Source organism: Brevundimonas sp. (assembly GCF_027487935.1).
Classification (GTDB): domain Bacteria; phylum Pseudomonadota; class Alphaproteobacteria; order Caulobacterales; family Caulobacteraceae; genus Brevundimonas.
This window is the reverse complement of record NZ_JAIYCP010000030.1, coordinates 51,711-65,897: the sequence shown is the minus strand read 5'-3', so window position 1 is coordinate 65,897 and position 14,187 is coordinate 51,711. Positions and strand designations below refer to the sequence as shown.

15 protein-coding genes are annotated in these 14,187 nt (G+C 68.4%); 8 read left to right on the top strand and 7 right to left on the bottom strand.

Annotation, left to right across the window (positions count from 1 at the left end):
• The first annotated feature begins 61 nt into the window (after nucleotides 1-61).
• The 3 genes from hslU to mmcB all read left to right on the top strand — a co-directional run bounded on the left by hslU (nucleotide 62) and on the right by mmcB (nucleotide 2,477).
• The gene (gene hslU, locus Q0053_RS11465) at nucleotides 62-1,363 is read left to right on the top strand and encodes an ATP-dependent protease ATPase subunit HslU (protein WP_298100244.1); all 1,302 of its coding nucleotides are present in this window, start codon (nucleotides 62-64) and stop codon (nucleotides 1,361-1,363) included.
• 61 nt (nucleotides 1,364-1,424) lie between these two features.
• Nucleotides 1,425-1,949, top strand: coding sequence for a lipocalin family protein (locus tag Q0053_RS11460; RefSeq protein WP_298100243.1), 525 nt, complete (start codon nucleotides 1,425-1,427; stop codon nucleotides 1,947-1,949).
• A 69-nt stretch (nucleotides 1,950-2,018) separates the two neighbouring features.
• Nucleotides 2,019-2,477, top strand: coding sequence for a DNA repair putative endonuclease MmcB (gene mmcB / locus Q0053_RS11455; protein WP_298100241.1), 459 nt, complete (start codon nucleotides 2,019-2,021; stop codon nucleotides 2,475-2,477).
• A gap of 3 nt (nucleotides 2,478-2,480) precedes the next feature.
• On the opposite strand, the gene Q0053_RS11450 is transcribed toward mmcB, so the two are convergent.
• The 5 genes from Q0053_RS11450 to rph form a co-directional block, all read right to left on the bottom strand.
• On the bottom strand, nucleotides 2,481-2,933 hold the full coding sequence (locus Q0053_RS11450) for a hypothetical protein (RefSeq protein ID WP_298100239.1): 453 nt from the start codon (nucleotides 2,931-2,933) through the stop codon (nucleotides 2,481-2,483).
• Between the two features lie 74 nt (nucleotides 2,934-3,007).
• The gene (locus Q0053_RS11445; protein ID WP_298100236.1) at nucleotides 3,008-3,532 is read right to left on the bottom strand and encodes a CHAP domain-containing protein; all 525 of its coding nucleotides are present in this window, start codon (nucleotides 3,530-3,532) and stop codon (nucleotides 3,008-3,010) included.
• A 38-nt stretch (nucleotides 3,533-3,570) separates the two neighbouring features.
• Entirely contained in the window at nucleotides 3,571-4,713 is a 1,143-nt protein-coding gene (locus tag Q0053_RS11440) for an acyltransferase (protein ID WP_298100234.1), read from the bottom strand.
• A 58-nt stretch (nucleotides 4,714-4,771) separates the two neighbouring features.
• Nucleotides 4,772-5,146 (bottom strand): hypothetical protein, encoded by a 375-nt coding sequence (locus Q0053_RS11435; protein WP_298100232.1) that lies wholly within the window; start codon nucleotides 5,144-5,146, stop codon nucleotides 4,772-4,774.
• Nucleotides 5,147-5,222: 76 nt separating this feature from the next.
• Nucleotides 5,223-5,948: a ribonuclease PH gene (gene rph, locus Q0053_RS11430; RefSeq protein ID WP_298100230.1), complete on the bottom strand. Its 726-nt coding sequence runs from the start codon at nucleotides 5,946-5,948 to the stop codon at nucleotides 5,223-5,225.
• Between the two features lie 106 nt (nucleotides 5,949-6,054).
• Between rph and hrcA the strand changes: the two genes are divergently transcribed.
• Together hrcA and grpE are read left to right on the top strand one after the other, a co-directional pair.
• Nucleotides 6,055-7,089, top strand: a complete 1,035-nt coding sequence (gene hrcA / locus Q0053_RS11425; protein ID WP_298100329.1) for a heat-inducible transcriptional repressor HrcA — start codon at nucleotides 6,055-6,057, stop codon at nucleotides 7,087-7,089.
• Nucleotides 7,086-7,712: a nucleotide exchange factor GrpE gene (gene grpE / locus Q0053_RS11420; protein WP_298100229.1), complete on the top strand. Its 627-nt coding sequence runs from the start codon at nucleotides 7,086-7,088 to the stop codon at nucleotides 7,710-7,712. The genes hrcA and grpE overlap by 4 nt, the downstream gene beginning before the upstream one ends.
• Before the next feature lie 276 nt (nucleotides 7,713-7,988).
• On the opposite strand, the gene Q0053_RS11415 is transcribed toward grpE, so the two are convergent.
• Entirely contained in the window at nucleotides 7,989-8,894 is a 906-nt protein-coding gene (locus tag Q0053_RS11415; protein WP_298100227.1) for a dienelactone hydrolase family protein, read from the bottom strand.
• A 75-nt stretch (nucleotides 8,895-8,969) separates the two neighbouring features.
• Nucleotides 8,970-9,587 (bottom strand): alpha-ketoglutarate-dependent dioxygenase AlkB, encoded by a 618-nt coding sequence (locus Q0053_RS11410; protein ID WP_298100225.1) that lies wholly within the window; start codon nucleotides 9,585-9,587, stop codon nucleotides 8,970-8,972.
• Between the two features lie 281 nt (nucleotides 9,588-9,868).
• On the opposite strand from Q0053_RS11410, the gene dnaK reads away from it, so the two are divergent.
• From dnaK to dapB, 3 genes are all read left to right on the top strand, one after another.
• Nucleotides 9,869-11,779: a molecular chaperone DnaK gene (dnaK, locus tag Q0053_RS11405; protein ID WP_298100223.1), complete on the top strand. Its 1,911-nt coding sequence runs from the start codon at nucleotides 9,869-9,871 to the stop codon at nucleotides 11,777-11,779.
• Nucleotides 11,780-12,056: 277 nt separating this feature from the next.
• On the top strand, nucleotides 12,057-13,241 hold the full coding sequence (gene dnaJ, locus Q0053_RS11400; protein ID WP_298100221.1) for a molecular chaperone DnaJ: 1,185 nt from the start codon (nucleotides 12,057-12,059) through the stop codon (nucleotides 13,239-13,241).
• Between the two features lie 188 nt (nucleotides 13,242-13,429).
• A complete protein-coding gene (dapB, locus tag Q0053_RS11395; RefSeq protein WP_298100219.1) occupies nucleotides 13,430-14,179 on the top strand; it encodes a 4-hydroxy-tetrahydrodipicolinate reductase in 750 nt (249 codons plus the stop codon).
• Nucleotides 14,180-14,187: the final 8 nt, after the last annotated feature.

Sequence of the window (14,187 nt, the reverse complement as noted above, 5' to 3'; positions counted from 1 at the left end):
TCGTGTCCTTCGTGATGAACCAGCCCTCCCCAACGGGAGGGCGCTGCCCCATCTGCATCCCATGACCGACCTCTCCCCCCGCGAAATCGTCTCCGAACTCGACCGGTTCATCGTCGGCCAGGACGATGCCAAGCGCGCCGTGGCCGTGGCGCTCAGGAACCGCTGGCGGCGCAGGCGGGTGCCGGATGACCTGCGCGACGAGGTCACGCCCAAGAACATCCTGATGATCGGGCCGACCGGCGTGGGCAAGACCGAGATCGCCCGGCGGCTGGCCCGGCTGGCCGGCTCGCCCTTCCTCAAGGTCGAGGCGACCAAATTCACCGAGGTCGGCTATGTCGGCCGCGACGTCGACTCCATCATGCGCGACCTCGTCGAGGCGGCCCTCGTCATGGTGCGCGACCGGCGGCGTGGCGAGGTCAAGACGAAGGCCGAGGCGGCGGCCGAGGAACGGATTCTCGACGCCCTTGTCGGTCCCGGCTCGCAGCCCGCGACCCGCGACAGTTTCCGAAAAAAGCTGCGCGCCGGGGAGATGGACGACAAGGAGATCGAGCTCCAGCTGGCCGACACCGCTTCGCCCATGCAGGGCCTGGACATCCCCGGTGGCGGCAATGTCGGCATGATCAATCTGTCGGAGATGCTGGGCAAGCTCGGTGGCGGTCGGACGAAGACGGTCAGGCTGCGGGTTCACGACGCCCTGGCCCCCCTGGTCGCCGAGGAGAGCGACAGGCTGCTGGATCAGGAAAGCCTGACCACCGAGGCGCTGATGCTGGCCGCGAATGAGGGCATCGTCTTCATCGACGAGATCGACAAGGTCGCCGGCCGGTCCGACCGCTCCGGCGGCGATGTCAGCCGTGAAGGGGTGCAGCGCGACCTGCTGCCGCTGATCGAGGGCACCACCGTCTCCACGAAATACGGGCCGGTGAAGTCCGACCATGTGCTGTTCATCGCCTCCGGCGCCTTCCACGTGGCCAAGCCTTCGGACCTGCTGCCGGAGCTTCAGGGCCGGCTGCCGATCCGGGTCGAGCTGAAGGCCCTGACGCGGGACGATTTCGTGCGCATCCTGACCGAGCCGGAAGCCAATCTGATCCGCCAGAACCAGGCCCTGCTGGCGACCGAGGATGTGACCCTGACCTTCTCCGCAGATGCGGTCGAGGCGCTGGCAGACGCCGCCGTGGCGGCCAATGGCGCGGTCGAGAACATCGGCGCACGGCGACTGGTCACCGTGCTGGAGCGGGTGCTGGAGGAAACCAGTTTCAGGGCCTCCGACCTGTCGGGCCAGACCGTTGCCTTCGACGGCGACCGGGTGCGGAATCTGGTCGCCGAATTGTCGCGCGACGCCGACCTGAGCCGTTTCATCCTCTAGACGGGCAACCCGGTACAGGTTTCACTCGTAACTGGGCACCAGACGCCACAGGGAACCCGCCATGAGACCATTCCGATCCGCCTTGATCGCCGCTGCCCTGATGACGGTGGCCGCTCCGGCGGCCGCCCAGTCGCGCAATATCGTGCTGGACCAGTTTGACGGCCGCTGGTTCGAGATCGCACGCAGTCCGAACGACGCCCAGAAGGACTGCCGACGCGCCCAGATCGACTTCAATCCGCAGAGCCAGGCCAACCGCTATTCCATCCTCGTGACCTGCACCCGCCGCGCCGACGGCGTGGTCGAGACCCTGCGTGCCAATGCCCGCGTCACCGATCCGGGCAACAATGCCCGCTTCCGCTTCACCCTGACGGGCCTGCTGGGTGCGGGCGGGCTGGCAGGGCAGAACTACTGGGTCTGGGACCATGCGCCCGACTACAGCTGGGCCATTCTGGCCCTCCCGAACAAGTCCGACTGGTGGGTCTGGCACCGCAACCAGAGCCCCGCCGAGGCCGACCGCGCCCGCCTGATCGCCCGCGCCCGCGCCCTGGGCCTCGACACCGGGACGGTGGTCCACACCGGGCGGTAGGGCGGCCGCGGGCTGTCGCGTTTTCGTCAGTCGCTTGAATTCGGAACATATGCCGAACATAAGAGCGACATGGCCGCCACGACGCTCCAGATCGATCTCGTTTTCAGCCGGCCGCAGACCACGCTGGCGGTGACGCGCGGCGCGGCACGGCTGATGGTCGACCTCGGCTATGCCCCCCTGCTGGAGGTCGGCCTGCCCAATGGCCGCCGCGCCGACGTCATGGCCCTGGGGCCACGCGGCGACATCGTCATCTGTGAGGTGAAGTCGGGGGTCGAGGACTATCGCGTCGACCGCAAATGGGGCGAATATGGCCCGTTCTGCGACGCCTTCTATTTCGCCGTGGCACCCGGGTTTCCGGATGGCATCCTGCCCGACGAGCCCGGCCTGATCGTCGCTGACGGCTTCGGCGGGGCGGTGGTGCGCGAGGCGCCGGCGACGCCCCTGGCCCCGGCGCGACGCAAGGCCCTGCTGGTGGCCTTCGCCCGGCTGGGCGCGATGCGGACCCTGCGCGAACCGTCGGCCGGCTGAACCCTATTCGACCACCGGGCCGCTTTCGCCGCTGGAGGTGATGGCGGCGGCCGAGGCCGCACAGCCGGTCAGGGCACGATCGCCGACCGTGACCATGGCCGTCAGCGGATAGGTGCGGTCGCTCATCCCGTCCGAGCATTCGGTGGCGATCAGGGTGACCTTGAACGCGGTCCCGTCAGCGGTCTCCGCCGCCCAGGTCGCCGTTGTGCCCCGGACCACCGGCTCGGGCTGACGCGCGCGCTGCCCGGGAGGTTCGGTGCTCGTATAGACCATCTCCGTTCCCGTGAGCTCGACGCTCCAGAACGGCTCGGTCCCGATGGCGCGCAGCGGCCCGGCCAGTTCGACACCCCCCAGAACGACTGCGGGCGCGGGCGGCCCGGGCGACGGTGCAGGCGCCTCAGCCGGCGAACAGCCGGCAAGGACAAGGAGGGACAGGGCGGCATACAGACGGCGCATGGCGGGACTCCGGGTTCACCGACAGCAAGCGCGGACGAAAGTCCCGGGTCAAGCCCGGACCCGGATATCAGCGGTCAGGGCTGGCCGTCAGCCGTGGGAACCGCGGCCATGAGCACGCCGTCGGTCGGCAGGGCCGAGGTTTTGTGGATGAACCCATAGGTCGGATAGACAGAGGTGCCGAGGTCATTGATGGGGTTGTACCAGACCTTGACCGCCGTCCAATCGCCGTCCTGCGAAACGTCCACGACGGTCACGTTTTCCTCGACCCGCCCGCGGCTGCCGCCCCAGTTGGCGTGGGTGACACGGATCACCCGATCGGTGAGGATTTCCGAAACCACGGCCACATGCCCGCGGGTCATCCGGCCGCTGGGCTGGAAGGCCAGCACCGATCCGGTTTCCGGACGGTCGCCTGTACGGAACCGTCCCTGGGCCTGACTCCACCAGGTCAGGGCGTCGCCGAAGATGTTGATGCCCGAATACATGCGGGCGAAGGTCACACACTGCCAGTAAGGCTCATCGGCCTTCGCGGCGGGGGCAGAGCCCAGCGCAGAGAAGCCGAGCGTCGCTGCAAACACAGCGGCTGTGAGCCGTTTCAACATACTGGCGTGGTTCCCGGCCCGTTTCAGACCGGTAGTCCTTAGACGATAGTTTCCGGGGGTTGAAGTCCCCTGTCGGGCGAGTCCGTGCGCGCTAACGTCGCGGCGGCTCGCGCGGCCCGCCGGTCTGCAAAACCCCTCAAAGCCTTGCGGGCCGGGCGTTCTACGAGGTGGTAGGTGACCATGGCCGCGACCGGAATCGCCGCGACCAGCCCCAGCCACACAAGCAGGTGAAACTGTTTGTCATCGGCCCCGGTCAGCCGCGCCGCGGCATTGGTGGTCAGCAGCAGCACCGGCGCGCAGACCATATAGATCGAATAGCTGATCTCGCCGAGATAGACCCCGAGTTTCGAGCCGAGCAGGCCGGCGCGGCTGTTTTCCAGCGAGCCCAGCCCCAGGATCAGACCCCCGGCCGCAAGGACGGTGATCGCGTCCCACAGGCCCAGCGAGGCGCTGACCAGCACGACCACCCCACTGATGAGGGCCACCGGCCCGGCGAAGGGCACGCCGCCGCGGCGATGGATCAGATAGAGGGCGCAGCCGAGGGCGAAACACGGCACGATCCGCAGCGCCCCCCAGCGGAAGGTCGCCTCGGTCAGGGCATAGCCCGCCAGGAACTCGAAGGCGGCATAGAGGCCGAGCGCAAAGCCCGCCGCCAGCACGGTCGCCAGCACCGGCCGGTCCCTGAACCGCCAGGCGACGAAGGCGAAGGCGGGGAAGCCGAGATAGGCCGCCCATTCCGCCGAGATCGACCAGGACGGATGGTTGAAGGCCGAGCTGGGGGCCAGACCCCAGGCGTGGGTCAGGGTCAGATTGGCCGGCAGCGCCCGCCAGTCTGTCAGACTGCCGTCGATGCTCAGCCCGGCGACGCCGGCGGCGAGGCCGAGGCCGATCATGCCGAACAGGGTGACCAGATGCAGGGGATAGACCCGCGCCAGCCGCGCCCACAGGAAGCCGCCGTAACGGAACCGCTTTTCGCCCGCCGCCTCGAGATAGACGTGGCTGAGGATGAAGCCGGAGAGAATGAAGAAGGTCTCGACACCCAGATAGCCCTTGGTCACGGCCACCGGGACGAAGCCGACATCGAGGTGCGGCCAGGCCGTGTAGAGCACCACCCACAGGGCTGCGAGAAACCGCAGGGTGGTCAGGGCGCGCAGGTCGGGGGGCGTCGGAACGGGCGTCATGCCCCACAGACTAGCCGTCTGCGGTACAGGAACGGTTAAACCCCGCCGGAACCGGGCTTCAGGCCTCGCATTGCGGGGGCCTGGCCTCACCCGGCGTGTACATCTCGCAGGACCGGTCGATCTCGTCCTGGATCAGTTCGCAGGCATTGGCGACATTGCAGGGCGGACGGGTGGCAGGGCTGACGGCGATGCAGCGGTCGACCAGACGCTGCGCCGCCTCTTCCCCGATGTCGTTCAGACAGGACACGGGGGCACCGGCAGGCGTGATGACGACCGCGGGATCAACCTCCTCCTGCGGCGGGGCGTCGGCCGGCATCTCGGGGGCCGGCGGGACCGGGGCGGCCGCCGGCTCACCGACGGGCGTCTCGGCCGGCGGGCTGCAGGCCCCGGCGAGCGTGCCGACGGCCAGCAGGGCGAGGACGGTCCGGCGCATCTGGGCTCTCCGATCAGGGTTCAGGCGAAAGGATTGGCACGCTTTTGCCCCGCTTGAAAGCCGGTCAGGCCGCCGATCAGCGCCCCAGGGCGGCCCGCTGCAGGGCGAACAGTTCGGCGCAGCCGCCCTCGGCCAGCTGGAACAGCCGGTCAAACTCGGTCCGCGAGAAGCCGCGCTTCTCGCCCGTGGCCTGGATCTCGACGATCGCGCCGGCGCCGGTCAGGACGAAGTTGGAATCGGCCTCGGCCTCGGAGTCTTCCTCATAGTCGAGGTCCAGCACCGGCTGGTCGTTGCAGACGCCGCACGACACCGCCGCGACCTGGTCGAGGATGGGATCGGTCTTCAGCACGCCCTCGGCGCGCAGATAGTCGAACGCCGAAGCCATCGCGACCCAGGCGCCGGTGATGGCCGCCGTGCGGGTGCCGCCGTCGGCCTGGATGACGTCGCAGTCCAGCGTCACCTGACGCTCGCCCAGGGCCTTGAGATCGACGACGGCGCGCAGGGAGCGGCCGATCAGCCGCTGGATTTCCTGGGTCCGGCCGCTCTGTTTGCCGGCGGCGGCCTCGCGGCGGCCGCGGGTGTGGGTGGCGCGGGGCAGCATGCCGTATTCAGCGGTGACCCAGCCCTGACCGGTATTGCGCATCCAGCCGGGCACCTTTTCCTCGACGGAAGCCGTCACCAGCACCTTTGTGTGGCCGAAGGTGACCAGGCAGGAGCCCTCGGCATAGCGGTTGACGCCGGTCTCCAGCGTCACGAGGCGGAGCTGGTCAGGGGTGCGGGCGGACGGACGGGCGGTGGTCATGCGGGATTTCCTTGGACGGGGCGGCGGCGCTGCTTATCCTGAAACCGTGAGCCTGTATGCCCCCAACCCTTCGCCGTTCAGCGGCAGCCCGGCCGGTCTGGCCGCAATGGACGAGCGCGCCCGCGATATCTTCCGGCGCATTGTCGAAACCTATCTGGAAACCGGCGACCCGGTCGGCTCGCGGACCCTGTCCCAGACGGGCATCGCCCTCTCGCCGGCCTCGATCCGCAACACGATGCAGGACCTCGCCATGGCGGGGCTGCTGGGCGCGCCGCACACCTCGGCGGGGCGGATTCCGACCCACGCCGGCCTGCGGCTGTTCGTGGACGGCCTGTTGGAGATCGGCGACCTCGGGACCGAGGAGCGGCGCGAGATCGACGCCCGGCTGGCGGGACGGGGCCGCAGTTTCGACGAGGCGCTGAACGAGGCCTCCAGCCTGCTGTCCGGCCTCGCCGGCGGGGCCAGTATCGTCGCCAGTCCGGTGCGCGAGGCCGGGGTCAAACACGTCGAATTCGTCGCCCTCGGCCACGATCAGGCTCTGGCGGTGCTGGTCGGCGACGACGGCTCGGTCGAGAACCGCCTGATGCCGCTCAAGGCCGGGGTGACGCCCTCGACCCTGGCCGAGGCCTCAAACTTCCTCAACGCCCGGCTCAAGGGCCGACCCCTGCACGAGGCGCGCACCGAGATGCGCACCGAACTGGACGCCGCCCGCCGCGAACTGGACGCCGCCGCCGCCCGTCTGGTCGAGGACGGCATGGCCGCCTGGTCGGGCGGGGCCGAGCGCGAACGGTCACTGATCGTGCGCGGCCGGGCCAATCTGCTGCACGACCGCGAGACCGCCGAGGATCTGGAGAAGGTCCGCGTCCTGTTCGACGACCTGGAGCAGAAGGAACAGCTGATCGGCCTGCTGGACGGGGTCTCGACGGCCCAGGGCGTGCGCATCTTCATCGGGGCGGAAACAAGACTCTTTTCGCTTTCGGGTTCCGCCGTGATCGCGGCACCCTATATGACGGGCCGCCAGCGGGTTCTGGGCGCCATCGGCGTGATCGGACCCGCGCGACTGAACTATGCCCGCATCATACCGTTGGTGGACTATACCGCCCGGGTGCTGGGGCGAATGCTGGACGGACAAGAGACTTGAGCGACACACACGACGACCTCCCCCAATCCGAAGAGCTGGCCGCCGACATTGCGGAGGCCGAGGCCGAGGCTGGTCTGGATGACGGCCTGGGTCCGATCGACGCCCTGATCGCCGAGCGCGACCAGTGGAAGGACCGCGCCCTGCGCGCCGTCGCCGAGGCCGAGAACACGAAGAAGCGGGCCGAGACCCAGTCCAACGACGCCCGCGCCTACGCCATCCAGCGCTTCGCCCGCGACCTGCTGGGCGTGGCCGACAATCTGGAGCGGGCCCTGCAGGCGGCCCCCAAGGACGCCGACGCCGGCGAGGCCGGTCTGGTCACCGGGCTGGAGCTGACCCAGAAGTCGCTGCTGCAGGCCTTCGAGAGCAACAACCTCAAGCGCGTCGCCCCCGAGCCGGGCGAGGCCTTCGATCCGCACCTGCATCAAGCCATGATGGAACAGGTGTCCGACACGGTTCAGGGCGGACAGGTGATCCAGACGCTGCAGGCCGGCTACGCCCTGTTCGGCCGCACCGTGCGCCCGGCCATGGTGGTCGTCGCGGCCAAGGGCTCCGGCGCGGCGGCGGGCAATGCAGCCTATGCCGCGGCGGGCACCACCGGCGGGAATTTCGACCAGAAGGCCTGAGCGACCGGCCGTCGACGGAAACTGGTTCATCACAACGGACACAACGCAGGCCACAACGGGACCGCGGACGCGTCGTCGACCCTTGGCGTCTCGCGCACATCGTATGGTCGCGGTCTGCGCCGCCTTGATCCGATCGACGCCTCGGCGTCGATCCGGTGTTATCTCACTGTATCGCTGACGAGTTCGGTTCTTTCGGCCTCCCGAGACCCGTTGTGCCCGTTGTGGCCTGCGTTGTGTCCGTTGTGATGAACCTTCCGACCGTTGGGCGGCAGAGCCTCAATTTTTCAGCCGGTCATTGAAGATGGCCAGCATCCGGCTCCACCCGTCCGCCGCATCCGCCGCCCGATAGCTGTCGCGATAGTCGGCATGGAAGGCATGCGGGGCGTCCGGATAGACGTGGATGCCGCCGGCGGTCTGGCCGGCGCGTTGCAGGGCCTCGCGCATGGCCTCGACGCTGGTCAGGGGGATGCCGCGGTCCTGTCCGCCGTAGAGCCCCAGCACCGGACATTTCAGATCGTCGGCCAGATCGACGGGCCAGGGCCGGCCGGCGGCCGCCTGTTCCGGCGTGGCCGTGGCCGCAGGGGCGAGGCGGCCGTACCAGGCCACGCCCGCATCCAGCACGGCGAAGCGGGCACAGGCCTGCCAGACCACCTTGCCGCCCCAGCAGAAGCCGGTGATCCCGACCTTGTCGCCATTGGCCCACAGCTGCTGGCTGGTCCAGTCAAGGGTCGCCGAAATGTCGCCCATGACCTGCTCATAGCCGGCCGCGCCGACGATCTGCTGGATCCGCGACATGTCCGTGAGGCCGGCCGGGTCCTCGACCCGGCTGAAGAAGGCGGGGGCGACGGCGGCGAAGCCGGCCCTGGCCAGCCGCCGGCACAGGTCGCGGATGTATTCGTGGACGCCGAAAATCTCGGATGCGACCACCACCACAGGCCAGGGTCCCTCCCCGGCGGGCCGGGCGACGAAGATCGGCAGGGCGAAGCCGTCGGGGGCTTCAACGGTCACCTGTTCCTGGGTCAGGCCCTCCCCGCCCGTCGTGATCGGCGCAGCCTGTCTGGCCAGGGCCGCCGGGGCATAGCCGGCAAAGGCCAGGCCACCGGCCAAACCGGTCGCCAGGGCGCGGCGGCTGAAGCGAAAGTCCTTGGGCTCAGGCCCCTCGGGGCGGATCAGGTTCGGCATCGAGCGGCTCCGGTCTTGCGAAGGCGCGAGACTGACCGCGCGACCGGCCGCCGTCGAGTCACGATTGTCGTGACCCTAACGCGCCCGGCGGAGCGTCAGATTGAGCCGGCCACCGCCGGGAACCAGAGTCGAGGAGCCGGCGATGACCCGGTCGATCCCGTGCCGCGCCAGTCGCGCCGGGCCGGTCAGGGCGCAGACATCGCCCGAGGCCAGCCGCACCGTCCGCGTCGGCCCGCCGTCGGCCGCGCCGATCCTGAACACGGCGGCATCACCCAGCGAGACGGACAGCACAGGCGCGCTGTGGTCCTGTTCGTCGCGGTCCTGATGCAGACCCATCCTCGCCTCGCCCCGGTAGAGGTTGACCAGACAGGCGTCCGGCGGTTCGGGCCAGCCGGTCAGGTCGCTCCAGAGCGTCAGCAGGGTCTCCGGCATGGACGGCCAGGGCGCACCGGTCTCCGGATGGGTCGGCTGGTAGCGGTAACCCGCCCGGTCCGAGACCCACCCCAACGGGCCGAGATTGGTCATCTCGACCGAAAACGGCCGCCCGCCGGGCGTCACGGGCCGGAAAAAGGGTGACTGTTCGACGGCCGCCAGCACCCCTGCCAACAACGCCGACTGTGCCGTTGCGGAAAGGGCTCCCGGCCAGAGTCGGAAACCCTCCATACCCGTATCGATCGCGCGCGCGGAAAACATGCTCCAAGGTAGGAGCGGCCCCTCCGGCGCTCAAGCCGCGCGCGCTGGCGCAACTGGCGGCCCTTGACGGTTGAATCGTGCGTCAGCGCTCTTTGGGACTTGCGGCGAGTGGGGTGTTTCCCATATCGGCCTCAACCGTCCTGAAACCCCACCCCGTGTGGGGCTTTGCGGCCGGAAATATATCAACCGACCAACGACCCTGACACCGGGGGCGGTCACGCGCGGCGCTTCGCTCTAAAAGGCCGCCGCATCGCCCGCTGAAATGGAGTGAAAGACCACCAATGGCCAAGATCATCGGCATCGACCTGGGCACCACCAATTCGTGCGTGGCCGTCATGGACGGCAAGAACCCCAAGGTCATCGAGAACGCCGAGGGCAACCGCACCACGCCCTCCGTCATCGCCATCCAGGACGGCGGCGAGACCCTGGTGGGTCAGCCGGCCCGCCGCCAGGCGGTGACCAATCCGACCAACACCTTCTTCGCCATCAAGCGCCTGATCGGCCGCTCGTTCGATGATCCGGTGGTAGCCAAGGACAAGAACATGGTCCCCTATGAGATCGTCAAGGGACCGACCGGCGACGCCTGGGTGCGCGCCAACGGCAAGGACTATTCGCCCCAGCAGATCTCGGCCTTCACCCTCGGCAAGATGAAGGAGGCCGCTGAGGCCTATCTCGGCGAGACCGTGACCCAGGCCGTCATCACCGTTCCGGCCTATTTCAACGACGCCCAGCGTCAGGCGACCAAGGACGCCGGCAAGATCGCCGGTCTCGAAGTCCTGCGCATCATCAACGAGCCTACGGCAGCCGCCCTCGCCTATGGACTGGACAAGAACGACGGTCAGAAGATCGCCGTCTACGACCTCGGCGGCGGCACCTTTGACGTCTCGATCCTCGAAATCGGCGACGGCGTGTTCGAGGTGAAGTCGACCAATGGCGACACCTTCCTCGGCGGCGAGGATTTCGACCTGCGCCTGGTCGACTACCTGGCCGACGAGTTCAAGAAGGAGCAGGGCGTCGACCTGCGGTCAGACAAACTGGCCCTGCAGCGCCTCAAGGAAGAGGCCGAAAAGGCCAAGAAGGAGCTCAGCTCCACCAGCCAGTATGAGGTCAATCTGCCGTTCATCACCATGAACGCCTCAGGCCCGCTGCACCTGAACATCAAGCTGTCGCGCGCCAAGCTGGAGGCCCTCGTCGAGGACCTCGTCCAGCGCACCATCGAACCCTGCGCCAAGGCGCTGAAGGACGCGGGCCTCAAGGCCTCGGACATCGATGAAGTGGTCCTCGTCGGCGGCATGACCCGCATGCCGATGGTCCAGGAAGCGGTGAAGAAATTCTTCGGCAAGGAGCCGCACAAGGGCGTCAACCCCGATGAGGTCGTGGCCCTCGGTGCCGCTGTTCAGGCCGGCGTCCTTCAGGGCGACGTCAAGGACGTGCTGCTGCTGGACGTGACCCCGCTGACCCTGGGCATCGAGACCCTGGGCGGTGTCTTCACCCCGCTGATCGAACGCAACACCACCATCCCGACCAAGAAGAGCCAGACCTTCTCGACCGCTGACGACAACCAGTCGGCCGTGACCATCCGGGTCTTCCAGGGCGAGCGTCCCATGGCGGCCGACAACAAGGTTCTGGGCCAGTTTGACCTGATGGGCATTCCGCCGGCACCGCGCGGCATGCCGCAGATCGAGGTCGCCTTCGACATCGACGCCAACGGCATCGTCCATGTCACGGCCAAGGACAAGGCGACCAACAAGGAACAGTCGATCCGAATCCAGGCCAATGGCGGCCTCTCGGACGCCGACATCGAAAAAATGGTCAAGGAAGCCGAGGCCAACGCCGCCTCCGACAAGGCCCGCAAGGAGATGGTCGAGGCGGTCAACGCCGCCGACAGCCTGATCCACTCGACCGAAAAGGCCATGGCCGAGCACGGTGACAAAGTCGGGGCCGACGAGAAGGCCGCGATCGAGACCGCCCTGGCCGACCTGAAGACGGCGAAGGACGGTACGGATCCGGAAGACATCCGGGCGAAGACCAATACCCTGGTCCAGGCCTCGATGAAGCTGGGCGAGGCCATGTACGCCTCCCAGCCGGGCACCGGCGACAGCGATGACGCCACAGCCACCGCCGACGACGGCGTGGTTGACGCCGAATTCGAGGAAGTCCCGGGCGACGACGACGGAAAGAAGAGCGCGTAAGCCACTCCGTCTCCTCCCCGTTGCGCAGCAATGGGGAGGGGGACCGCGAAGCGGTGGAGGGGTAACCGCTCCGGATGCGGGACCGAAAAGGTTCGTGCGACGGGACCAAACCCCTCCACCACGCTGCGCGTGGTCCCCCTCCCCATCGCAAAGGGCGACGGGGAGGAGACAGCTTGCATCATCGGACCGGGCACCCATGTCAGCCCGGATCAGCCGATCCGGCCCGTCGCCCGGGAAGAGGCGTCGACCGGCGGCAGGGTAAGGGGACGAACGCCACATGGCGACGCGTGACTATTATGAGGTCCTGGGGGTCGAGCGGACCATCGACGCCGCCGGGCTGAAGTCGGCCTATCACAAGCTGGCGATGCTGCACCATCCTGACCGTAACGGCGGGTCCGAGGACTCCATGGCCCGGTTCAAGGAGATTTCCGCAGCCTATTCGGTGCTGTCCGACGAGCAGAAGCGGGCTGCCTATGACCGGTTCGGCCATGACGGGGTCAACGGCGGCGGCGGGTTCGGCGGCCAGGGCCAGGGCTTCACCGACGTCAACGACATCTTTTCCCAGGTCTTCGGCGACGCCTTCGGCGATGTGTTCGGCGGCCGCGCCGGCGGCGGGGCGCGCCAGAACGGTCCGCGCCGCGGCTCGGACCTGCGCTACGACCTCGAGATCACCCTGGAGCAGGCCTACAAGGGCTCCGACGTCGAGATCGCGGTCCCGACCACCGCCGCCTGCGAAACCTGCGAGGGCACCGGAGCCCGCAAGGGTGCCAAGGCGACGACCTGCTCCACCTGCCAGGGCGCCGGCCGTGTGCGCTCGGCCAACGGCTTCTTCCAGGTCGAGCGGACCTGTCCCCATTGCGGCGGTCAGGGCTCGCGCCTGGCGGCTGCGGACACCTGCACCGGCTGCGCCGGTCATGGCCAGGTCCGCAAGAACCGCAAGCTGCAGCTCAAGATCCCGGCCGGAGTCGATGACGGCTCGCGCATCCGCCTGTCGGGCGAGGGCGACGCCGGGACGCGCGGCGGCCCGCGCGGCGATCTTTATGTCTTCATCTCGGTAACGCCCCACGAACTGTTCGAACGGGACAATCTCGACCTGCTGGTCACCGTGCCCGTACCCATGACGACGGCGGCCCTCGGCGGCGAGATCGAGGCACCCTGCCTGACCTCTGAGGCCTGCGACGGCCGCTGCCGTGCACCCGTCAATGTCCCTGCCGGGTCCCAGACCGGCAAGACCGTCCGGATCAAGGGCAAGGGCATGCCGCATCTCAACGGCAAGAACCGCGGCGATCTGGTGGTCGAGCTGTTCGTCGAGACCCCGACCGATCTGACGGCCCAGCAGAAGGCCCTGCTTCAGGAGCTGGCGGCCTCGCTGGGCGAGAGCCAGACGCCGAGAAACTCGTCCTTCACCGGCAAGGCCAAACGCTTCTGGGCCGACATTCTGGGCTCGGACACACCGCAGTAGCCGCCGTCACCCTCGGGCTTGACCCGAGGGCCAGACCGTCAGGTCCGCCGTCGATCGTCTGGCGGACAGCAGCGGGAGGGCCCTGGCCGGCGCACAGCTCGCCGCCGCATCTGATCCTCGGGTCAAGCCCGAGGATGACGGTTGTGGAGAAACGCTTCACAATGCGAGTGAACTGACAGGGGTCCGAATTGAGCGCCATCTTTCACGCCGGCATCTCGGGAGCCCGCGGCCGTATGGGCCGGGCGGTTTCGACCGTTCTGGACGCGCGCGAGGACGTGGTCGTCGCGGCCCGTTTCGACCGGGGCGAGATGCCCGACCTGTCGCTGTGCGACGTGATCATCGACTTCTCGACCCCGGACGCCTCGGTCGAGCTGGCCCGGACCTGCGCCGAACGTGGCGGCCCGGGCCTGGTCATCGGCTCGACCGGACTCACGGCTGAACAGGAGGCCGAAATCCACGAGGCGGCCGAAAAGATCGCCATCGTCCGCAGCGGAAATTTCTCGCTGGGAGTCAACATATTGATCGGGCTGGTGGAACACGCGGCACAGCGGCTCGATGCGGCCGACTGGGACATCGAGGTTCTGGAGACCCACCACCGCCGGAAGGCTGATGCGCCGTCCGGCACTGCCCTGATGCTGGGTGAGGCCGCCGCCAACGGCCGCGACGTCGACCTGGCCGACGTCCGCTCCGCGCCTTACGACGGCATCACCGGGGTGCGGGAAACCGGCAGGATCGGCTTCGCCTCCCTGCGCGCCGGCGGCGTCATCGGCGAACACACGGTGCTGTTCGCCTCGGAAGACGAAACCCTGACGCTCAGCCATTCCGCCATCGACCGGTCCCTGTTCGCCAAGGGTGCCGTCGCCGCCGCCGCCTGGGTCCGCAGCCGCAAGCCGGGCCTTTACGACATGCAGGATGTGCTGGGGTTTCGTCAGGCCTGACGGGAGAC